Source organism: Shinella sp. Sh6, from assembly GCF_055392685.1.
Map to the genome: position 1 here is coordinate 505,633 of NZ_AP044006.1, position 21,982 is coordinate 527,614.

Consider the following 21,982-nt stretch of genomic DNA (forward strand, 5'->3'; position numbering starts at 1 on the left):
ACAGGCATCGGAGGATTAACCGTGTCGGACTTTATAGGCAAAACAGTCATCATTACCGGCGCTGGCAAGGGTATCGGCCGTGCCTGTGTCGAACTGCTCACCCGCCGCGGTGCGCGGATCATCGCCTTGTCGCGTTCGCAGGACGATCTGGATGATTTGGCCGCAAAGTTCGGCGCGTCCGTAATATTGGTCGATCTGGCTGACAATGCAGCAGCACGCGCCGCCATGAAGAAGGCGGGCTTGGCCGATGTGCTGATCAATTGCGCGGGAACCAACGTGCTCGAAAGCGTCCTCGATATGACGGAGGAGGGCTATGAACAGGTCCTTGGCATCAACCTGCGGGCCGCGCTGATTTGTGCGCAGGAGTTTGCCCGGGCTCGCATTTCAAACGGCGGTGGCGGTGCGATCGTGAATGTGACCTCGATTGCCGGACATCGTGGTTTCGCGGATCACATGGCCTACGCCGCCTCGAAAGCGGGCCTGGAAGGCGCGACACGTGTCATGGCCAAGGAACTTGGGGACCATGGAATCCGGGTCAATGCAGTGGCGCCCACGGTTACCATGACGGAGCTTGCCGCGAAGGCGTGGTCCGACCCCTCCAAACGTGGCCCAATGATTGTTCGCCACCCGATGGCGCGCTTTGCGGACGTCGACGATGTCGCACGCTCGATCGCGCTGCTCATTTCAGAGGACGCGCCCATGGTCAGCGGCGCAGTCCTACCAGTCGACGGCGGCTTCCTGGCCGTCTGAAAATCAAAAGGCGAGACAAGACAATGACCAAATCACTCGAAGGAAAGATCGCTGCGGTAACCGGTGCAGCCTCCGGTATTGGGCTGGCAACGTCCCGTGCCTTGGTCGATGCCGGCGCCAAGGTTGTCATGGTAGACTATAACAGACACGCGCTGGAAACCCATGCTGCCGAATTCGGCGACGCTGTGGTCACACAGGTTACCGACCTTCTCGACGCCGCAAGTTGCGCAACCATGGTGCCGGAAATCCTGGCAAAGGTCGATCATCTCGACATCCTGCACTGCAACGCTGGCTCCTACATTGGTGGAGATCTTATCGATACCGATACCGCGACAATGGATCGGATGCTGAATCTCAACATAAACGCGGTCATGAAGAACGTTCACGACATCGCTCCGCATATGATCGAACGCGGGACCGGGGACATTTTGGTCACTTGCTCCGTAGCGGGACACGCGCCAATCCAGTGGGAACCGGTCTACTCCAGCTCCAAGTGGGCAATTACCAGCTTCGTCCAGATCATGCGCCGGCAGTTGAAAAACCACGGAATCAGGGTCAGCCAGATCTCGCCTGGCCCGGTCGTTTCTGCCTTGCTTTCCGATTGGCCCGCGGAAAACCTTGAAAAGGCAAAAGCCAATGGCAGTCTGATCGAGCCCTCAGAGGTTAGCGATGCCATCATCTTCATGCTGACCCGCCCGCGAAACGTCACAATCCGGGACATGATTGTCTTGCCGACAAATTTCGACGTGTAGATAAGAGGCATCAAGTCGTTCCGGAAGCTCTTTTCGGGCTACACGCCAAGACTCAACGATAGCAAACAAGCGATCGCACCGGATTGCATCATTGCTGAGCAGGAATTTTTGCCATTGCATCCAGTTTGCGGAAGGTGAACCGGCCGCATTTACGACGCAAAGTCAACTGTACCAACATTCGGATTGGTAAGGTGTCCGGCTTCGCCTCGGAATACCCGTCCGGCTTCATCGGAGTACGCAGGCGGATGAACTCATCGACCGCGAGCGTCGCGACCTGCTGCCGATTGTAGCCGCAACGGCGGTAATCCTTGTAGCGGAAGGTGCCATCCGCTTCGTTGAACAAGATCAGGCGACTATTTGAGATGGCGACCCGGCGCGTATAGCGAGACAGGTAGGCAAATACGGCTTGCGACCCCGTAAAGGGTGGTTTGGCATACCTTGCATGATTTCGCTCGCCACCGTTGCTCCGTTCGGAAACCTCAGCCTCACGCCCGTCTGAAGGTGGGCAGCGGCGCCTCTGCCGCCGAAAGGGGGAAGGGGCGAGCTGTCAGGCTGGAGAGCGCTCGCGACCGCCTCTTTTTCGCTCGCGATGAGAGATTTCCCATGAACGGTTTGTCCTCCCGCAGCGCGCCCGCGATCGCCGTTGCGCTCCGCTCACCCGAAGGCCGCAGCCGCGCAAGCAACATCTTTCCAGCCGGGAGTGTGCCCGCCGCTTCTCGAAGCCGGCCATTCCATTCCGTCGAGCCATTCGCACGACGTCTTCCAATGTCCTACGCAGAAGGATCGTCGTCTTGTCGCGGCCCGGCGGGGCAGTCAGGACCAATGTCGAAGATCACGATGATTCCGAGGCTTCCATCCAGGACGCGGCAGACCGGACCCGCTGCACAGCGCACCCCAGTCTCAACCAGCGCCGGCGAACGCCGGCGCTTACGAAGACATCGATAGCCCGAGCGCCCTGCAGGACGATCGTGCGGGAAGGGTGGCGAAGGCAATCGCGGGCGGACCGATAGGCGAAGGCGCATCCACGAGTGTGTCGCAGCACTGGAAAAAGAGGCAGCAAATCAGGACGCCAGGGCGCGCATCGCCTCCGGTTCCACCCGGCCCGTTCCCATTGATGCCGACTTTGTAGAGGACTGCCTGCTTTTGCGGCCAACCCCGGAAGGGGTAAGACTCGACAGAAATTTTTGCAAAATTCGATTTCGGTTTGTTCGCCTCTGGCGGCAAATCGAATTTTGCAAAATTTTCCGCCGAGCTGACCGCAGCAGGCCAGCCCTCTTCTTTGCCGTCATCGGGAACGGTCCCGATGCAACCGAAGGAGAATGACCATGGCATCCACGATCGCAAACCTCACCACCAAGGCAGACGGCTCGATGGAAGGCGTCTTCGCAACGCTCCGCGTCAATGCCCCGATCGCCGTCCTGCCCAACGCCCACAAGGCCCGCGAGGACGCCCCGGACTACCGCGTCATCAACAAGCGCACCGGCTTCGAGATCGGCGCAGGCTGGAACCGGATCTCGCCGCGCAGCGGGGCAGAATACGTCTCGATCCGGATGGAAGCGCCCGAGATCGGCGTGATCTTCGGGAACCTGGCCCCTGCACCTGGCGGCGACGACGGCAGGAAGGTGCTCCTCTGGAACAACCCGGAGTGAGGTGCAAGCCAGACCGGCCCCGCAAGGGGCCGGTTTCCTTTCGTGCCAGCGGCCGCGACCGCGCCAGCGGCCACGCATGTCCGGGTGCCCCACGAGGGGAAAGGGTGTCTGCTCAGGAAAGCAAGTCTGCCATGACGGAACGGTGCGCGTCAAAACCGCGTGGTACCCCCAATTTTCCCGCCGAACCGCCGAAGCGGCTCGACAAAAAAATCGGCTCCCCCACGCGCGAGCCGCTAAGGCGGGTTTTGACCCGCACCGCTCCGTCATGGCCGCCAGCGTCATCTTTCACATCTAACCAAGGAGATGACGACGATGACGAACGCCCTCGAAATCCACATCGAAGAGCTGCGCCGCGAGGCCAACCACTGCGCTCCGGCAGAGCGCGCCCAGATCGAAGCGGAGCTGGAACATGCCCGCGCGGAGCTGGCGGCGATCATCGCCGCCGAAGATGCCGCGCGGGCCGGCGAGCCTCCCCATTGAGGGAGGCTATTGCCGTAAACGACGGGACCGATGCGCCGGGTCGACCGGCGTCCCGGCCGGCGGCTGCGCCTTATGACTCCATGACGAGCCTCGTCGAGCGTCGCTCACGGGCCAATTCCACCGCCCGCTTCACCCGGTATCCGCGGGCCTGTCTCTCCCGCAGCAATTCGAGAAACAGACGACAGCGTCCTCTTCCCGCTCGAAATCATGCGCCATCATCATCCGGCCGAGCGTGCCTATCCGCCCAGCGGCGCAACAGATGCGGCGTGCCCATAAGCGTGGGTTCGATCGCGAGCATATGGACGTGCGCCCGGTTCCACTCCGGAGCCACGCGTTCGACATGGAGAGGATAGGGCTGTGTGAGCATGAACGAAGAATCGCCGCCTCGTTTCCCGCGTCCAGCGACAGTTCTGAAACGAACCCGATGGTCCGATCTTCGTGATGGTTGGAGGCCGGAGATAGCGAATAATTTGGGCGAGCCGGCCATTGGCCGACCGATCCCTACTCGCACCGTCCGGCGCTCCCCGAGCCGGCCTTCGGTGACGCTCACTCTCGCGGGGCGATACGGCGGGATCGACCGGCTGGCTCGCGGGCAGGGACTTCCCCTCGCGCTCCCGCCGACTGAGCGTGGCACCAAGAAGCGTGGCGGTCGCCCTCGTCCTTTTCTTGAATCGAGTGCCCGGCACTTGGTCACGGCGGATTCGACTGGAAACGTGGCCCATCGTGCCGACCTATCCTTGCCCCGAGCATCCGCCGCGGCTGGACTCACTTACAGCCGAGGGTCTGTGCCATGCCCCGAGCAATGGCACGCTCGTCAGGATGAGGACGATACTGCCGTGGCCGAAGAACAATCCGCCGTCAATCTCCATGCGCAACCGAAGAAGCGGAGCCCACTTTTTCGCGTCGTGCGGTATGTCGGCCGCGTGATGAGCGCGCTCGCCGCCGGAGTGGCGCGCGGTATCATCCATAGCGTCTGGCATTTGGCCTATTTCCTGCTCTGCCTGTTTCGTCCGATTACCTATCTCTTCTTCCCGGCGGCCGTCATCACGTTGCTGTTGGCGTTTGCGGCCTTCGTGAAGCCTGAGACCTCGCCCGCGATGCCCGCTTGGGCAATGCTGCTGATGGCGATCGGCTTCGTTGCCTTCTCAATCGCCTATGCCGCCTTCGTCGACTGGATCCGGCCACCCGGAGCTGAAGACCCCGCCGATCGGTTTACCCGACGCAATTGATCAGCCTCCAGGCGATCTTGCGCATCGGCTCTTACTCCAACGCAGACCGGCTATCCGAACCTTACGGTTTGCCCACTTTGACGAACCGGTTGGTCTCGGCTGCGGCGTTCATCTCTTTCCGCCGGAAATAGATCGCGCGTCCGCAACGGATCGGGCTGTGTCCCTGCACGATGATGACCTGCTCGTCCTTGCGCATCGATTGGGTGATTTCGTGCGGCATGATCAACGGCCGGCGCTGGAAGTTGACGCTTTCGGATTTCCGTGAGGCGCTGTTTTTCGTATCCCAGCCGATATTGCGTGAACTGCCTTTCACTTCGACGGTCATCTCCCCGCATTGCGCCGAGACGTTGCGCGCCGTGTCGAGCGCCTTGATCGCGGCGTAGCTCGCAAAGGCGCAGCCGTCGATCCATGAGACAGCGCCGTCCTTGCCGAAGTGCCGTTCCAACTGGCCGACGGACTGGTACATCAGCATCATGCTGATGCCATACTTGCGGCCGCGGTCGCGCGCTTCCTCCAGCACCCGCATATAGCCGAGCAGGTCGACCTCATCGAGCACGAACAGGGCCCGGCGCCGAAACGCGCCGTCGGCCTCGGTCATCGCATTGATCAGCGAGCCGATAATCACCCGGCCGATGCCCGGATAGGACCGCAGGATCGAAGCGGGAATGTTGAGGAATACGTCTTTCTTGCCTTCGGCGATCTCAGCAGACCTGAACGTACTGCCGCAGACGAGAGCGGCATAATTGTCGAGCGACAGCCATTGCGTATCCTTCGATGCCGTCGAATAGACGCCGGAAAAGGTCTGCTCCGTCATATTGACGAACACGCCGAGTGTCTCGCGGATGAAGGCCGAGGCTGAATGCTCCTGAACGTCGCGGAGCGTGGCGAGCACGGACGGCTCCGGTTGCGAGACCATCTGGCGCAGGCTGCGCAAGTCGCGCCGCCCCTCAAACTCCGGCGACAGCATCACATGCGCCAGAAGCCCGGTCAGGAGATTGTGGGCCTGGTTCTGAAAGTAGGAGCCAGTGGAGCTTTCGAAGCGTGCGCTTTCCGACAGCAGCATATGGGTAATGCCGACGATGTCCTCCTCCTTCTTCGTCGAGGTCTCGATCCCGTCGAGGACGTTGAAGCCCATGATCGGGTTTACCGGATCGAGCACCATCACCTCGCGCTGGAGCGTCTTCCGGCGATGCTCGACCACCATCGGCGCAACCTCGGTAGAGGGATCGAGACAAATCATCGGGCCGGTGTACCGCAGCGCCGTCGGTACAACGTTGCTGGTCGTCTTGTAGCCACCGGACCCGGCGAAGAAGAGCATGTGCGTAGAATCGAAGTCCTGCTTGTAGGTGAGGAGCGGCGCTTTTCCGCCGCGCCCCCATGTCGACGGATCGTTCGGATCGAACGGCATCTCGTGGACAAGCTCCTTGTCGACACGATAGCGCTCGCCCACGACGATCTCGCCATCTTCCGGAAAGATGCGTGCGGCTGCTCCCATCGATAGCCAGTCGGCATCGCCGAAGGTTCTGCTTTTGGCGCGCTTGACCGGGTCCGGCACGACGCTGGAAATGCGTGCGGAGACCGCCGCCGCGATGAAGCCCAGTGCCGCACTAGCGACCGCTATCATGTCGAGGAAGGAGAGCGCCTGATCCCAGGTCAGCGTGCCGCGCTCGACGAATGGCGAAAGCCGGGCAATCTCGCGCAGTCCATAGAAGCCCGCCATCAGCAGAAAGCAGAGGAAGCTTGCCATTGCGATCGGCCGACGCCGATGCAGCGGCAGCGCCCAGACCGTGAGCAGCCCGGCGAGCGGTCCGAACAGAAGCACCGGCAAAGGCGACAGCCGTAGGAACCAGTATTGCACCTTGCCCGTCATGCCGGTTGCCAGCTCCGGCCAACGCCAATTGGCGACATAGAAGGCAAAAGCGGAAACGACGACTGGCACAAGGATGAGCAACACGCTCGGATGCGGTCTTGCTCGTGCCATTACTTTGCGGCCTCCAGCACCCGCTGGTCGCCCTTGAGGGCTGGAGCCATGAAGGCTTTCTCGCCCACCTCGCGCAGCCGCTGATATTCCGGTGAACCGGACGCAACGCGTGCCAGTTCGATGAGCCCGCCAAGCAGATACGCCCGGTCTGCCTTCGACAGCCCGGCGCGCACGACGATTCCGCCGAGCAGGAATTTCTCGCGGGCTTCCTTCTTGCGGTCAGCCGTCATGAGGAACCTCCGTCTTCGCTCCAGCCCCGCCATTTGCCGATCCATGCGGCGAAGTAGCCGTGCCACCGGCCCCTTTCTCCTTCGCTTTGCGAAATCGCGCGGCGATCTCTTCGAAGATGCGATCGACCTCCTCGTCAGTGATTTCCATCTCCGCCAGTCCTGCTTTCGTCGCGGCACGGGCGAACCGCTCGGCGGATTTTGCTATCAACGTTTTTCTACGTTCGCGGAGCTTCTCGATTTGTGTGTCGATGTCCAGAATTGACGATTTTGAAGCCACTTATCCGGTTCCTTTTATAAAGTAGATATTGCTATCTGGCTCATTATACTGACTAGAAAATGATAGTTAAGCGAGCTATCTTGTGCAAGCCCCAAAACGTCGATGCCGGAATTCCTGAGCGAGCCGTCTTCCGGAAAAATGGCATCGGGCCTGCGGCCCGATCGATTTGAGGGCGCAATATACGTCGCTGACGCGACGTGCTTGGGATATCCGGAGACCGTCGTGACGATCATGTTCGTCAGAGCGCAGGTGATCGGCAGGGGAGCAGGGCGTAGCGTCGTCTCTGCCGCTGCCTATCGCCACCGCGCCCGGATGATGGACGAACAGGCCGGGACCTCCTTCAGCTATCACCGCGGTGCCGGCGAACTGAAGCATGAGGAGCTGGCGCTGCCGGACCAGATTCCGGCATGGCTGCGCACGGCCATCGAGGAAAAGAGCGTCGCTGCGGCAAGCGAGGCGCTGTGGAACGCTGTGGATGCCTTCGAGACGCGGGCGGACGCCCAGCTTGCCCGCGAGCTGATCATTGCGCTTCCCGAGGAGCTGACGCGGGCGGAGAACATCGCCCTGGTCCAGGAATTCGTCCGGGACAATCTGACCTCGCAGGGGATGATCGCCGACTGGGTCTATCACGACAAGGACGGCAATCCGCACATTCATCTGATGACGGCACTGCGGCCCCTGACGGAGGAGGGGTTCGGGCCGAAGAAGATTCCGGTCCTCGGCGGGGATGGAAAGCCGCTGCGCGTCGTCACGCCGGACCGGCCGAACGGCAAGATCGTCTATAGACTCTGGGCCGGGGACAAGGAGACGATGAAGGCGTGGAAGATCGGTTGGGCGGAGACGGCGAACCGGCATCTGGCGCTCGCCGGCCATGACATCCGTCTCGACGGACGCTCCTACGCGGAGCAGGGCCTCGATGGCATCGCGCAAAAACATCTCGGCCCGGAAAAAGCGGCGCTCGCCCGCAAGGGCGTCGAGATGTACTTCGCGCCGGCCGATCTGGCGCGGCGGCAGGACATGGCCGACCGGCTGCTCGCCGAGCCGGAACTTCTGCTGAAACAGCTCGCCAACGAACGGTCCACCTTCGATGAGACGGCTATCGCCAAGGCGCTGCATCGCTATGTCGACGACCCCACGGATTTCGCGAACATTCGCGCGCGTCTGATGGCGTCCGACAATCTTGTGCTGTTGAAGCCGCAGCAGGTGGATCGGCAGACCGGGAAGGTCGCGGAACCGGCGATCTTCACCACGCGCGAGATCCTGCGCATCGAATATGACATGGCGCAGTCGGCAGAGGTCCTGTTGAAGCGCACCGGTTTCGGTATCGCGGGAGCGAAGGTTGCCGCAGCAGTGGGGCAGGTCGAAACGGCCGATCCGGCAAAGCCCATCAAGCTCGACCGGGAGCAAGTCGACGCCGTCCGTCACGTCACCGGTGACAATGCAATCGCGGCTGTCGTCGGGCTTGCAGGGGCGGGCAAGTCAACGCTGCTTGCCGCCGCGCGGGTTGCCTGGGAGGGCGAACATCATCGCGTCTTCGGCGCTGCCCTTGCGGGCAAGGCGGCAGAAGGGCTGGAAGACAGTTCCGGCATCAAGTCGCGAACGCTCGCCTCATGGGAACTCTCCTGGGAGAACGGGCGTGATCTCCTGGAACGCGGCAATGTCTTCGTCATCGACGAGGCCGGCATGGTGTCGTCGCAGCAGATGGCGCGTGTCTTGAAGGCGGTCGAGGATGCTGGCGCAAAGGCCGTTCTGGTGGGTGACGCGATGCAGCTTCAGCCGATCCAGGCCGGTGCGGCTTTCCGGGCGATATCCGAACGGATCGGTTCCGCCGAGCTTGCCGGTGTCCGCCGCCAGCGGGAAGCTTGGGCACGCGATGCATCGCGTTTCTTCGCCCGCGGCAAGATCGAAGAGGGGTTGGATGCCTATGCACAGCGAGGCCGGATCGTCGAGGCCGAGCACCGCGTCGAAGCCGTCGAGCGGATCGTCGCGGATTGGAGCGCAGCGCGCGAAGAAGCCATTGCCCTGTCACAGGCGGCCGGTCACGACGGCCGGCTGCGGGGCGACGAGTTGCTCGTGCTCGCCCACACCAACGAGGATGTGAAGCGTCTCAATGGAGCGCTGCGCAACGTGATGAACGCGGCTGGCGCGCTGACCGCCGCACGCGCGTTCCAGACAGAGCGCGGCGTTCGCGAGTTCGCCGCGGGCGATCGCATCATCTTTCTCGAAAATGCTCGCTTCCTCGAACCGCGGGCGCGCCGCCTCGGCCCGCAATATGTCAAGAACGGCATGCTCGGGACGGTCGTTGCGACCGGAGATCAGCGCGGAGGGCCGTTGCTGTCGGTTCGTCTCGACAATGGCCGCGACGTCGTCATCAGCCAGGACAGCTATCGCAACGTCGATCACGGCTATGCCGCGACGATCCACAAATCGCAGGGCGCCACTGTCGACCGGACCTTCGTGCTCGCCACCGGCATGATGGACCAGCATTTGACCTATGTCTCGATGACCCGACATCGCGATCAGGCAACGCTCTATGCGGCGCGCGAGGATTTCGAGCCGAAGCCGGAATGGGGCCGCAAGCCGCGCGCCGATCATGCCGCCGGCGTCACCGGCGAGTTGGTCGAGACCGGCGGGGCCAAGTTCCGGCCGGACGATGAGGATGCCAAGGAAAGCCCCTATGCCGATGTCCGCACGGATGACGGAACCGTCCAGCGAGTCTGGGGCGTGAGCCTGCCGAAGGCGCTGGCGAAGGGCGGCGTTTTTGTCGGCGATACGGTCACGCTGCGCAAGGACGGCGTCGAGGCCGTCAAAGTGGATGTCGTCGTCACCGATCCGGAGACAGGCGAAAAGCGAACGGAGAAACGCGAGGTTCATCGCAATGTCTGGACGGCGGAACTGAAGGAAACGGCCTCTGACCGCCAGGAGCGGCTCGAGCGCGAGAGCCATCGTCCCGAACTGTTCAAGCAGATCGTCGAACGTCTCGGCCGCTCGGGTGCGAAGACCACGACGCTCGATTTCGAGAGCGAGGCTGGCTACCAGACGCATGCCCGCGATTTTGCCCGTCGTCGCGGTATCAACTTGGCTGCCGAGGTCGCGGCGCGACAAGAGGAGGGGGCTTCTCGGCGGCTGGCGTGGCTTGCGGAGAAGCGCGGGCAGGTGGCGAAGCTGTGGGAGCGCGCCAGCGTGGCGCTCGGTTTCGCCATCGAACGCGAGAAGAGCGTCTCCTATAATGAGGAGCGTTCCGAAACCGTCGCGGCACAAGTGCCCGCGGATCGAACATATCTCATTCCACCGACGACCCGATTTGCCCGTAGCCTCGAGGAGGAAGCCCGCAGGGCGCAACTGGCCTCGGAGCGATGGAAGGAGCGGGAGGCGATTCTTCGCCCGGTCCTGGAGAAAGTCTATCGCGATCCTGATCGTGCGCTGGCTAGGCTGAACGCCTTGGCGTCGGATACCGGCATGGAGCCGCGCCGCCTTGCTGACGATCTTGCGATGCGTCCACAGCGGCTTGGCCGTCTGCAGGGATCGCAGCATCTGGTCGATGGCCGTGCCGCGCGGGACGAACGGAATGCAGCGATGGCGGCCCTGTCGGATCTGCTGCCGCTCGCCCGGTCGCATGCGACCGAATTCCGTCGTCAGGCCGAACGCTTCTGCATTCGAGAGGAACAGAGGCGTGGGCATATGTCCCTGTCGATCCCCGCGCTCTCGAAACCGGCCATGGCGCGCCTTGTCGAAATCGAGGCGGTCCGTGAGCGCGGCGGATCCGATGCCTACAAGACCGCCTTCGCTTATGCTGTCGAGGACCGTTTGCTGGTTCAGGAAGTGAAGGCGGTCAATGAGGCGCTGACGGCGCGCTTTGGATGGTCCGCCTTCACGGAGAAGGCCGATGCCATTGCCGAGCGCAACATGGTCGAGCGTATGCCCGACGATCTTGCTCCCGATCGACGCGAGAAGCTGGAGCGGCTTTTCAGGGTCGTGCGCCGCTTTGCCGAGGAACAGCATCTTGCGGAAAAGAAGGACCGCTCAAAGGTGGTTGCCGGCGCCAGCCTCGAGCCGGGGAAGGAGACGAGCGGCGTGTTGCCGATGTTTGCCGCCGTAACGGAGTTCAAGACCTCGGTGGAAGATGAGGCGCGGGCGAGGGCGCGAGAGGTTGCCCACTACCGTCACAATCGCGCTGCCCTTGTCGAAAAGGCCGAGCGCATCTGGCGCGATCCCGCCGGCGCCGTCGACAGGATCGAGAGCCTGATCGTGAAAGGCTTCGCGGGTGAGCGGATCGCGGCGGCCGTTGCCAACGATCCCGCGGCCTATGGCGCGCTTCGGGGCTCCGATCGCATCATGGACCGGTTGCTGGCAGTCGGCCGCGAGCGAAAGGAAGCTCTCCAGGCCGTGCCGGAAGCTGAAAGCCGCGTTCGCTCATTGGGTGCGTCCTACGCCACGGCCCTCGATAGCGAGACCAAGGCAATCGGCGAGGAGCGCCGGCGCATGGGTATTGCCATCCCGGGCCTGTCGGCGCCGGCAGAAGACGCTTTACGCGAGCTGGCGGCAGCGATGAAGAAGAAGGGCGCCAAGCTCAACGTTGCCGCCGGGTCGCTCGATGGCCGCATCGGGGAGGAATTTGCGGACGTCAGCCGGGCGCTTGATCTACGGTTCGGGCGCGATGCGATCTTGCGCGGCGAGAGGAACGTGATCAACGGCGTGCCGCCGGCGCAGCGCCGGGCCTTCGAGGTGATGCAGGATCGCCTGAAGGTTCTGCAACAGGCCGTTCGCATGGGAAGCGCGCAGCAGATCGTAACGGAGCGTCAGCGTCGGGCCATCGACCGCGGCCGCGGTGTTCTTCGTTGAGCATTTTGGGGCACAGAAAAAAGCCGATCATGGCTGAGCAGGAGACCTCCTGCGACAGGTACGGAGATTGCGATCGAGATTATCAACCAGGCGCGCACGATCCTGACGGCCTGCGTCTATGAACTCGACGGTATTGATTTCGATGCTGCCGAAGCGTTGCGCTTTCGCCGCCGAGAATTGATCACCTGCAGCACAGCATCACCGCTGCTGACTGCGAGGCGGTCGAGGCCATGATTACGCTCTGGGGGCGAGGATGAAGGGCGAGTTCTGATCATGGCGGAGAACCAGGCCTCCGACCCGTTTTCGCCTGAGAGGAGCAAGGGCATTCTCCGCAGCGAAGGAGTAGGTTCGCCTCGAGCATGTCTTCGCCAGGCAAAAGGACAAGGTGAAGCTCTTCATCCGCACCATTGGCATCAGCAGGGCAACGGTGAAGATCGGCATGGCCAAGATCGCCTGAAACATGCTTAGCTAAATCTTCCACGAAGGGCGAGGCGCCACAGCATGACGCTCCGAAAGGTACATCACGCCACGAAATCCAACGCAAAATCGGATGCAAATGCCGCCAACAGCCATCAGCCCACGCCGCCAATCACCATTTCAGCGGTATTTCTAGGTCTCCGAATGTCTGCCGGCGCTTTTCAGCTTCCTCCAGATTATTCAAATGCCCCTAAATCCGTTACTTAAATAGTTCAGCTATGTCCGCCATCGGCCGAAACAGTTTCAAAGGCTGATCGGGGAACGGCAAAAAGCTCTCTCGCTCATAGAAGCAACGCGCATTCTCATCCTTGGCCTCAACGATGATCGCAAAAGACGCGATCTCGCTCCGGACCGATCGAAACAGCGCATCGGCCAGAAGAAACCGACCATAGCCGTTTCCTTGATAGCGCCGGTCGACGGCCAACCTTCCGAGCAGTGTCGCCGGAATAACCGGGTAACGCGGAAGCTTTCGAACAGTAGCGGCCGGCCAATCACCCACGTTCACCGCCGTTGATGACAGCGTATAATAGCCAGCAGCAGCACCATCCGGCAGCACCAGCACGAATGGTGCTGCCATGTTCTTGCGGGCATCCTGTCCCGCCTGGGTACGGAAGTATCGATCGAGCGGCTCTACGCCGCTGTCGAACGATGCTCGATCATGTTGCGGGCCGAGCACTTCGACCCGCACGAAATCCTCAGAAAACTCTCCCACCCGTCAGGCGCCGGTGGTTCGGCGATACCGCTGTACCGTATCGCGCAAACGGTCATTGACCGGCTGCGGATTGATAAGCGCGTTCACGAACGCCTGGCTGTCACGAAGGGACAGATCGAGACGCTGATGTTCCTCGATGGCGCGCCGTGCCGCTTCCTGTACGCTGGTCAGCACGAAATCCGTCACTGTCCGGCCCTGAAGTGCGGCGGCGTGTTCAATAAGGCTCTTCTGGTCCGCCGTGACGCGCGTCTCCAGACGCTCACCACGGACACGGGCTCTAGATGTGTTCAATGCAGGTGCAGCCATCGTCGTTCTCCTCCTTATAGTGTACGGCCAATGGCCGGAATTCTCAAGGCTGCCTTTGGTAATGCGGCCACTACGCGATCCTTTCGGGGAAAGCTCGGATTCACGACTGAAAATTGCGTCACGCCAGAATGCCCCAACTTTTCTGGGAGCCTAGAATGCGACGTTGGGCAAGGCCGTTTATGGTGTGTGCCAATCGGTCCTCGTCTGTAACGACGATGCGACTTTCGATATTGCCATCTGCAAGAGTATTCGGATGCCGTGGAGCATTGCGAGGTCACGAGTCTCCACGCGAATGTGGAGTCCTTCTTCGTCGGATGTCATCATCGCCTCGGCACTCTCGAAGCTCAGACGGGCTTTGAGCGCACTGACCTCGGCCGACAAACAATAGTCCCGCACTCTCTTGCAAATATCGGCAGCGACTCGCTCAGCATGAGCTGTCACGATGCATACTTCTGCAACATGCACGAGACTAATATCGATTTCCTCTTTTCGCATCGAACCACCAGTCCCAGTCTTTACGGCGCGGACAATGCGGCCGCACCGATCCGTGAACGCAACCCTATGAGAAAATCAGAGGCGCTCTACCTGACAATATTGATAGGTTGCAGCGCCCTCCTTTGCTCCACGCCGCCAAAGACCCCGTCGCTCTACAGAACGCGGTGGTCGACAAAAAGGCGCGGACGTCCATGGGGTGTTCCCCAAACGGCAAGACCGTGGTCATGCATCGGCAGAGCAAGCCTTCAATCGCAGTAAAGACGTTTCCATGCCGCACCCGCGTGGAGCGCGGTGTGCCTCGTGGGCCTGGAGCTAGCTGTGAACCAGTTCGATCGCAACGGCGCGGCTGACGGCTTGCGTTGTTGTCGCGCCACCGAGTTTTTGCCGCGCCAAGCGCAAATGGAGGCGTACCGCGCTTTCAGAAATTCCCAGCATTGCAGCAATCTGCTTTGGGAGTCTTCCCTGTGCTATCAGATCGATGCACTGAAGCTGTCGGGGGGATAACGCGCGCGCCGCCTTGGCGCGCAGCCCTGAGACAGTCAGTGCCTGCTCATGGATGTGAGGCGCGAGAAGCTGAAGGTCTTCTTCACAATCCGTGCGCAGATCCGCCCATCCATGCTCGCTCAAATTGGATGTAGCTGTGAGCAAAGATCGCTCTCCACGTGGACCACGGACAGGGATTGTTATCCCGAAGCGTCCAACCCCGTAGGAATCCGCTTGGCGGAAAAAATGCTCTGTCGCTGCGCTCGCACGTTCCAAGCATGACCAGTCAACCGGCAAGAGCCCAACACGGCTGACGTCAAGAACGGGATCAAGCATGAAGAAGTTGTTCTCGACATAGTAGTCAACCCAAGCTTTTGAATATGTGGAGAGGATTAGAGGATGTTCGGCATTGCCCATCCCAAGCCGAACCAGGTGAAAGACGAAATGTGAAAGACGATAACAATCCCGGATATGGAAAATGGCTGATCGGAGCTCGTCGATATTCGATGCTGAGGTAATCATATCCAGGCAATGTATACGTAACGCTCGCCTTGGCATCCTGCGGCCTCCCAATTCACTGCATCATCTTACTGCATTGCAACGTAGGAGAGTGTTGGTAAACAATTTTTTACTACTCTAAATGTGCTGCGAGCGTTGCGGGCAATTTGTCGTATGCCGTGGGACGTGCTTGTCATCCGCCCGAGCATCGATTCCGGAGGTGGACGGAGGTGTTCTGGGACACCTCCCACGATCCGCAGCAAAAGCTGCCAAACTCTGGCAAGGATGCCGCAAGCCGCGTCGGCGACCAGCCGATCCGCCGATACACGCGCTCCATCGAAACCTCGTATACGCCAACGATGATACGAATTTCGGATTCTAGCGCCAGATCACATAGACCCGAGAGGAGACGAGCAGAGACATTCGTGGCACGCGCCGCTGCGGGAAAATCTGGATGGACACAAAACCGCGAACATTCCCAGGTCGACGGGTTCGCGAGTTTTATCGGCTTTTGGAAAAAAGACCGGAATTCGCGGGTTAGCATCGTAGGGCCGCTCGTTGGGAGTACTCTCAGCGACCCGGCAACATGTCCGGATTGGGTCAGCGAAACGATGTAGATCGGATCGGCGTTGACATCGTACCAGTCCATTTCTCTTCCGTCGCGGACATCAACGTTCCACTGCAATCTCTCTTGGAAGACGCGCGCTCTTCCGCGTAGCATTTCTTCATAGAGGAACGAGGTATGATCGCGCTTGGTAAGGATCCTGAGCATCCGGCCCTCCCGTTTGGGATGGCCTAGGATTGCAAACGAAGTTTGCGTTCAGCAACCTATCGATATGGTCAGGTTGACAGCTGTGTGAAGGGTACCGGTCGATAGCCGACAGCGGCAGGCGATGATAACGTCCGTCAAGATGGTGTAATTTCCCGGTGCAGCCCCGGGGCAGTCATGATCAGGCGGTCTTTGGTGTGACCTGAAGCGGTTGTTCCTCCTCCATGGCTTGAGGGTTGAGCTTGGCCATGGCGTCTGAGTTACCTCTCAACTACGGGGATCGCCTCATTGGCGACATTGCTGTTTTTTCCGGTGGGCCGCCCGTCGTTTGGCGAATTAGCTCGGTTGAACACCAAAATACCGGTTCGCCAAGGGGCTAAAACCAGATCCGCCCGTGAGCCACATTGACATATCCTGTATCAATGGTGATCTCGGTATACGTCCCGTGCGTCCGGGAAGCTGCTCGAAATTGTTGCAGTATCCTCTTAGGCTTCCTTCCCATCGACACGCTCCGGCACGACGCGCTTTCCTGCGATCCGCGACCGGTTCGGTCCGGGGGCGTGCAGGCGTCGGCAATAGCCGCCCCGTGCCCACGGATGTCGAGGAGAACAGGAACTTCAGGCTGCCCCCAGAACCGTATCGCAATCACGGACCGCAAGCATCTGAGATACAGTCGCCTTTACCGGCGCAATCGTTGACAAGCGTCTTTCTGGCCGGTCACGTTGAGCGCCATGTATCACCGGCGTCGCATCGGTTGCCTCCATCGGCGTTGCAATCGCTTTCGACCCTCGCGATCGTCACGTGCGCACCGAGATGGATTGACCGAGATTTGCTTGAATGTCTGTCGTTGTTGAAGTCGACGCCCGGACGGAAACGGTGAGCTTGGCCGACAGGAAGCCTGGTCCACTATGTCAGTTCCACGTCGGCGTGCAGCTCAAGCACTTCCAAGCGTCAGCGCCAGATACACGCCAACGAAACGAGCAGAATGACGATTAGACCTATCCTACGCGGCGGGATAGGCTGGCACAATGACCGAGACCAACCTCTACCCGCCAATCAACACCCTGAAACGTGTTTGCGAAGACGTTTGGGTTGTCGACGGACCTGGGATCGAGTTTGGCCCGCCGATCATAAAGATGACGTTCCCCACGCGCATGACGATCCTCCGCCTGAACAGGCAGGATCTTTTTATCCATTCACCGACGGAATTGACCGCCGATTTGAAAGCCGCCGTCGAAGACGTCGGGGTACCAAGATGGATCATCGGACCCAACAAAATCCACTACTGGTGGATCGGCGCCTGGCACCACGCTTTTCCCAGCGCCACTGTCTATCTCGCGCCCGGAATTGTCGAGCGCGCTGGCGAAAGGATCACCTTCCCGCACCTGCCGCTTGATGCACGGTCCGGGTACCCGTGGGATAGCGAGATCACGACCCTGCCGATAGGCGGAAGCTTCATGACGGAGGTCGAAGTCTTTCACAGACCCAGTCGCACGCTGATCCTGACCGACCTCATCGAAAATTTCGAGCCACGGAAATTGACGTGGTGGGGAAGGCTTCTCACCAAGCTCGGCGGCGTCTCCGACCCGGACGGGCAGATGCCGCGGGACATGCGGCTGACATTTCGCAACGAGCGGCAAGCCCTGAAGCAGGCGGTCGAAGAAATGATTGCCTGGGAACCCGAGCGGGTCATTTTTTCCCACGGACGCTGGTATCAGTCGAATGGAACGCAGGAACTGCAAAGGGCCTTTAGATGGTTGCTGCGCTGAGGGCGACGGTGCGTTGACCGACAAACGCCACCGTCACACCGTCGCTCTCGCACGAACCTCGAAATCGCCTGGTCGGTTCAAATCCGTGGCGTCAGTCAGTCAGGCACACGCGCTACGTAGTCCGACGGGCCGGAACGCCAAACAATTGTCAAAGACCGCAATCACCAAGGCGCCGCCCGTGATTGGCGAGTGGACTTCTCCACCCTTCGGGCGACTGCCGCTACTGCCAATGTTCAGAGCGCATTGGCGCCGCACTGCGTGTTTTCCTCTCCGGCAAAATCTGGAGACTGGCCGAAGCCAAACGTCGTCAAGCGCGCGTCTCGTGCGCGGGCGCAATATGCACCATCGCGCCAGTCATTCCAGGCTGCGCACGTACCCGACGTCCCCGTCGATCTCGACCTCAGTTCCCACGTCGGCACACTGATCCTTGAACCTCTGCAGGATCCGAGCGGCATCCGCGCCGCCTACGACCTCCGGCACGACCCGGCTGTCAAGCGCATCGTGTTTCAACGCCTCGACGCCTCCGATCACCACCGGATGGAAGGAGAGGCTCTGCAGCCGCCCCTCGTCCCCGAAAGCGCAAAGCCCAACAACACTCTCCCAGACCTCGCGAGCGCGCCACGGCGATTTCTCGGAGCGCACGTGGAAGATGAAGTTGCCGAGACTGTAGAAGATGGGCCTGCCCTTGTAGATTTCGAGGGGCTGGAGGACGGGCGCTCCGTGGCTGACGAACATGGCCGCGCCGGCATCGATGCAGTTCCTGGCGATCGCACCCACCCAGTCGGGAACGTCGGACCAGACGGAGGCCCAGTGATGGTGGTGCAGATAGGCAATGACGAGACAGCCCTCCTTTGTCGCGGCCTTGATGGCAAGGAGATTGCGGGTAAGGTCGGTGGCATCGATCCTGACGCGCTGGGCAAAGCCGTTGGCGCGCCGGAATATGGCCCGGGCGATCGCGACCTCACGATCGGGATCGACGTCGGGTGTATCGTCCGGCTGGCTGTCATTGCCGAGATCCATGCGGGTATAGCCGACCTCGTCGCGGACGGCCTGCAGGTAGTCGAAGGCCTCGGGATCGACGTCGATGACCTTCGTCAGCTTTAGGCGGTTTACGCCCGGGCGCTCCGGCCGGCCGATGGCGGCGTCAGCGGCATACATGAAGTCCGGGCCGGGTCCCCCGTCCATGGCGACGAGCGCGACCTTGCGCCCGCCAAACGCCCCCTTGCCGGGACGGCCGGCGGCGGTGTGGTTGCGCCCGATGCCGGCATGAAGGAAGCGGCGGCGCTCCACCTCCTCCAGCGTGGAGACAATGCCGGCGGGACCGAGGTCGAAGGCATGGTTGTTCGACAGCGACAGGCCGTGGAAGCCGAGGTCCTGCAGGGCATCGAGCACATTGGGCTGGCTGCAGCCGAAGAAGGCGCCCTTCAGCGGCCATCCGCCATGGCTTCCAAGGATGGTACTCTCGAAGTTAGTGAAGGCGAAGTCGGCGCGGGCGAGCACGTCGCGCACCGCATCGAAGCCGGGCGTGGCGATGGCGCGGGTATCGTGCTTGATGAGGGATTGTCCGGTAACAGCGATCGTGAAGGGGGATGTCATGACAGGCCTTTCCTCGCCGCGCGGGAGGGCGCAGCGTGTGGGGGGTGAAGAGTAGGGAACGGGGAGGACGGCCCTGCCGCGATGACGGCAGGGCCGGGCTCAATGGACGAAGCGGCGCGGGCGCGCGTCGATCAGGCTGCGGGTATAGGGGTTCTGCGAGCGCGCGAATACGAAGCCGGACGGTCCGGCATCCTCGACCCTGCCGTCCTTGAAGATGTAGATCGACGAGCAGAGCGCCTGGACAAGGGCAAGGTCATGCGAGATGAACAGCATGGAGATGCCCTGTTCGGTGATCGTCTCCTTCAGGAGTGCGACGATCTCGGCCTGGACGGAGACGTCGAGGGCCGAGGTTGGCTCGTCGGCAACGAGAAGGCGGGGAGCGGCCAGGAGGGCGCGGGCAATGCAGATACGCTGCTTCTGCCCGCCGGAGAGCTGATGGGGATAGCGGGGCAGAAGGGTGCGGGCAAGGCGCAGCCGGTCGAGCATCGCGCCGATCGCGCCCGCAACGTCGTCCGCCGGGCGATTGCCGAAGCGCACGGCCTCCCTCAGCGTCTCGCTGACGGTGAGGCACGGGTTCAGCGAGACGGCGGGATCCTGGAAGATCATCTGCACCTTGCCGATGAGGCCGCTCCTGCGGCCGGGCCGGCGGATGTCAAACGGCCTTTCCTCGATCGCAAGCGCGCCGGCATCTGCCGTCTCGAGCCCGGCGATGATCCGCCCGATCGTGCTCTTGCCGCTGCCGCTTTCCCCGACGATGCCGGTAATGGCGCCGGGAGCGAGGCCGATCGATACGTTCTCCAGCGCCGGCTTGCGGTTCCTCGGCGCAAACCAGGCAAGACTGCCGCCGGAGAAGACCTTCGTGACATTGCTGGCGGAGAGGATCGGCGAATCCTGCGGGGCAGGGGACGTGCTGGCACTGCCACCTTCCTCCGTCTCCCCATCCGGACCCGCCAACTTCAGCCGCGGGACGGCGGCCAGCAGGCCGCGGGTATAGCTCCGCTCCGGCGCATCGAGGAGTTCGCTCGTGATCCCCTTCTCGACGATCCGGCCATGGCGCAGGACGACGACGCGGTCGGTGACCTCGGCGACGACGCCCATGTCATGGGTGACGAGGATGATCGAGACGCCGGTGTCGTCCACCAGATCACGCAGGAGACCGAGGATCTGTTTTTGCACGGTTGCGTCGAGGGCCGAGGTCGGTTCGTCGGCGATGATCATGTCGGGTGCGCCGGCAAGGGCGATGGCGATGACGATGCGCTGGCGCTGCCCGCCGGAGAACTGATGGGGATAGTGGTCGTAGCGGTCAGCGGCATTGGTGATTCCGACGCGGGCGAGAAGATTCAGCGCAATGGTGCGCGCCTCTTTGCGCAGCGGTCCATCGTTGTTAGCAACGACCGCCTCCTCGACCTGCCGGCCGACGGCCATCAGCGGATCGAGGGATGCCGTATGATCCTGGAAGATCGCCGAGATCCGCCGCCCGCGCAGCTTTGTCCATTCGCGCATACCCATCCCCTTAAGCGGCATGCCGTCGAAGACAATGCTGCCGGCGGTCTGTTCGAACTCGGTGGCAAGAAGCCCGAGGACAGCATTGCCGAGTGTCGACTTGCCTGCGCCGGATTCGCCGATCAGCCCGAGAACCTCGCTGCGGTGAAGATCGAGGTTCACCTCATGGAGGATGGTTGCGGCGCCGGCGCCGGCGCCCGCGCTTCCGCCACTTCCAGCACCCCGGTGCTTGATGGTGAGATTTCTGACGGTGAGCAGGGGCGCGCGCCCGGCTTCGTGGGCCGCTTCTTCGATGCTGTCATGCGTCATGGGACAGGCTCCTCGGGTTGAGGCGGCGGCGGATGTCCTCGCCGACGAAGTTGATGCTGGCGATAAGGCCGAAGAGGGCAAGGCCGGGAAAGAGGCTGATCCAGTACTGTCCGGTGAGCAGATACTGGAAGCCGTTGGCGACGGTCGAGCCGAGGGAGGGCTTGTCGATCGGAACCCCAAGGCCCAGGAAGGAGAGCGTCGCCTCAAGCGCGACGGCATGGCCGAGCTCGATCGGGATCAGCGTGATAGCCGGGGCAATGCTGTTGGGCAGCAGATGTCGGAAAATGATCCGCTCGATCGGGAGACGCAAGAGTCGGGCCGCGTCCATATAGGGCTTGCGGATTTCCGAGAGCGCCACCCCCCGGGCAAGCCGTGCATAGCTTGCCCATTGGACGATAACGATCGCAAGGATGATGCGGTCAACGCCGGGGCCTAGCGTGACGATGGCAATGAGAGCGACGAGAATGGTCGGAAGGCTGAGCTGCAAGTCGACGATCCGCATGATCAGTGCATCGACCCATTTGCCGAAGTAGGCGGCGCTGACCCCAAGTGTCAGTCCTATGAAGGCAGCCGCTGCGGTGCTGACGAGCGCGACCAGGAGGGAAAGGCGAAGGCCGTATAGCACGGTGCTGACGATGTCGCGGCCAAGGCCGTCCGTGCCGAGGAGATAGAGATACCCCGCCCCGCTGATCGTCCCGGGAGGAGACGAGGCCTCCCAGGCCTGGATCTGCAGCGGATCATAGGGGTTCTGTGGCGCGATGAAGGGCGCGGCAAGGGCAAGGAGCACATATGCGGCAAGCAGCAGCACCGAGAGACTGACGCGATAGTGCCAGGATGCCTTGCAGAGCGCGCGGAGGGTCTGGACGTTCATGGTG

18 protein-coding genes and 1 pseudogene are annotated in these 21,982 nt (G+C 61.7%); 7 read left to right on the plus strand and 12 right to left on the minus strand.

What is annotated here, in order from left to right; all coding sequences use genetic code 11:
* Positions 1 to 21: 21 nt before the first annotated feature.
* Together ACZ5TO_RS20850 and ACZ5TO_RS20855 are read left to right on the plus strand one after the other, a co-directional pair.
* A complete protein-coding gene (locus ACZ5TO_RS20850) occupies positions 22 to 750 on the plus strand; it encodes an SDR family oxidoreductase (RefSeq protein WP_464800534.1) in 729 nt (242 codons plus the stop codon).
* A 23-nt stretch (positions 751 to 773) separates the two neighbouring features.
* Positions 774 to 1,502: an SDR family oxidoreductase gene (locus tag ACZ5TO_RS20855; protein WP_464800535.1), complete on the plus strand. Its 729-nt coding sequence runs from the start codon at positions 774 to 776 to the stop codon at positions 1,500 to 1,502.
* 241 nt (positions 1,503 to 1,743) lie between these two features.
* Here ACZ5TO_RS20855 and ACZ5TO_RS20860 read toward each other — a convergent pair.
* Positions 1,744 to 1,941, minus strand: a pseudogene (locus ACZ5TO_RS20860) (transposase); the annotation flags it as partial.
* A gap of 886 nt (positions 1,942 to 2,827) precedes the next feature.
* Between ACZ5TO_RS20860 and ACZ5TO_RS20865 the strand changes: the two are divergent.
* From ACZ5TO_RS20865 to ACZ5TO_RS20875, 3 genes are all read left to right on the plus strand, one after another.
* Entirely contained in the window at positions 2,828 to 3,151 is a 324-nt protein-coding gene (locus ACZ5TO_RS20865; RefSeq protein WP_464800536.1) for a DUF736 domain-containing protein, read from the plus strand.
* A gap of 312 nt (positions 3,152 to 3,463) precedes the next feature.
* Positions 3,464 to 3,631, plus strand: coding sequence for a hypothetical protein (locus ACZ5TO_RS20870; RefSeq protein ID WP_464800537.1), 168 nt, complete (start codon positions 3,464 to 3,466; stop codon positions 3,629 to 3,631).
* Positions 3,632 to 4,467: 836 nt separating this feature from the next.
* A complete protein-coding gene (locus tag ACZ5TO_RS20875) occupies positions 4,468 to 4,860 on the plus strand; it encodes a hypothetical protein (RefSeq protein ID WP_464800538.1) in 393 nt (130 codons plus the stop codon).
* A gap of 61 nt (positions 4,861 to 4,921) precedes the next feature.
* Here ACZ5TO_RS20875 and traG read toward each other — a convergent pair whose 3' ends face one another.
* The 3 genes from traG to ACZ5TO_RS20890 are packed head-to-tail and all read right to left on the minus strand — an operon-like array spanning position 4,922 to position 7,348.
* Positions 4,922 to 6,841, minus strand: coding sequence for a Ti-type conjugative transfer system protein TraG (gene traG / locus ACZ5TO_RS20880; protein WP_464800539.1), 1,920 nt, complete (start codon positions 6,839 to 6,841; stop codon positions 4,922 to 4,924).
* A complete protein-coding gene (locus ACZ5TO_RS20885) occupies positions 6,841 to 7,071 on the minus strand; it encodes a conjugal transfer protein TraD (RefSeq protein WP_464800540.1) in 231 nt (76 codons plus the stop codon). The genes traG and ACZ5TO_RS20885 overlap by 1 nt, the downstream gene beginning before the upstream one ends.
* Entirely contained in the window at positions 7,061 to 7,348 is a 288-nt protein-coding gene (locus ACZ5TO_RS20890) for a TraC family protein (protein ID WP_464800541.1), read from the minus strand. The genes ACZ5TO_RS20885 and ACZ5TO_RS20890 overlap by 11 nt, the downstream gene beginning before the upstream one ends.
* A 222-nt stretch (positions 7,349 to 7,570) precedes the next feature.
* Here ACZ5TO_RS20890 and traA point away from each other — a divergent pair, with 222 nt between their 5' ends.
* Positions 7,571 to 12,190 carry a Ti-type conjugative transfer relaxase TraA gene (traA, locus tag ACZ5TO_RS20895; RefSeq protein ID WP_464800542.1) on the plus strand — a complete coding sequence of 1,540 codons (4,620 nt, stop codon included), beginning with the start codon at positions 7,571 to 7,573 and terminating at the stop codon, positions 12,188 to 12,190.
* 676 nt (positions 12,191 to 12,866) lie between these two features.
* On the opposite strand, the gene ACZ5TO_RS20900 is transcribed toward traA, so the two are convergent.
* From ACZ5TO_RS20900 to ACZ5TO_RS20920, 5 genes are all read right to left on the minus strand, one after another.
* Entirely contained in the window at positions 12,867 to 13,355 is a 489-nt protein-coding gene (locus ACZ5TO_RS20900; protein WP_464800543.1) for a GNAT family N-acetyltransferase, read from the minus strand.
* A gap of 27 nt (positions 13,356 to 13,382) precedes the next feature.
* Positions 13,383 to 13,685, minus strand: a complete 303-nt coding sequence (locus ACZ5TO_RS20905; RefSeq protein WP_464800544.1) for a type II toxin-antitoxin system TacA family antitoxin — start codon at positions 13,683 to 13,685, stop codon at positions 13,383 to 13,385.
* A gap of 177 nt (positions 13,686 to 13,862) precedes the next feature.
* Entirely contained in the window at positions 13,863 to 14,180 is a 318-nt protein-coding gene (gene rctB / locus ACZ5TO_RS20910) for an SMa0974 family conjugal transfer regulator (protein ID WP_464800545.1), read from the minus strand.
* Positions 14,181 to 14,492: 312 nt separating this feature from the next.
* Positions 14,493 to 15,221: a helix-turn-helix transcriptional regulator gene (locus ACZ5TO_RS20915; protein ID WP_464800546.1), complete on the minus strand. Its 729-nt coding sequence runs from the start codon at positions 15,219 to 15,221 to the stop codon at positions 14,493 to 14,495.
* A 133-nt stretch (positions 15,222 to 15,354) separates the two neighbouring features.
* Positions 15,355 to 15,933, minus strand: a complete 579-nt coding sequence (locus ACZ5TO_RS20920) for an acyl-homoserine-lactone synthase (RefSeq protein ID WP_464800547.1) — start codon at positions 15,931 to 15,933, stop codon at positions 15,355 to 15,357.
* Positions 15,934 to 16,958: 1,025 nt separating this feature from the next.
* Here ACZ5TO_RS20920 and ACZ5TO_RS20925 point away from each other — a divergent pair.
* The gene (locus ACZ5TO_RS20925; protein ID WP_464800548.1) at positions 16,959 to 17,699 is read left to right on the plus strand and encodes a DUF4336 domain-containing protein; all 741 of its coding nucleotides are present in this window, start codon (positions 16,959 to 16,961) and stop codon (positions 17,697 to 17,699) included.
* Between the two features lie 354 nt (positions 17,700 to 18,053).
* Here ACZ5TO_RS20925 and ACZ5TO_RS20930 read toward each other — a convergent pair whose 3' ends face one another.
* From ACZ5TO_RS20930 to ACZ5TO_RS20940, 3 genes are all read right to left on the minus strand, one after another.
* Complete coding sequence (locus tag ACZ5TO_RS20930; RefSeq protein WP_464800549.1) at positions 18,054 to 19,295, minus strand: CapA family protein; 1,242 nt, start codon at positions 19,293 to 19,295, stop codon at positions 18,054 to 18,056.
* Between the two features lie 99 nt (positions 19,296 to 19,394).
* On the minus strand, positions 19,395 to 21,107 hold the full coding sequence (locus ACZ5TO_RS20935) for an ABC transporter ATP-binding protein (protein WP_464800550.1): 1,713 nt from the start codon (positions 21,105 to 21,107) through the stop codon (positions 19,395 to 19,397).
* Positions 21,097 to 21,978, minus strand: a complete 882-nt coding sequence (locus ACZ5TO_RS20940; protein ID WP_464800551.1) for an ABC transporter permease — start codon at positions 21,976 to 21,978, stop codon at positions 21,097 to 21,099. The genes ACZ5TO_RS20935 and ACZ5TO_RS20940 overlap by 11 nt, the downstream gene beginning before the upstream one ends.
* Between the last annotated feature and the right edge of the window lie 4 nt (positions 21,979 to 21,982).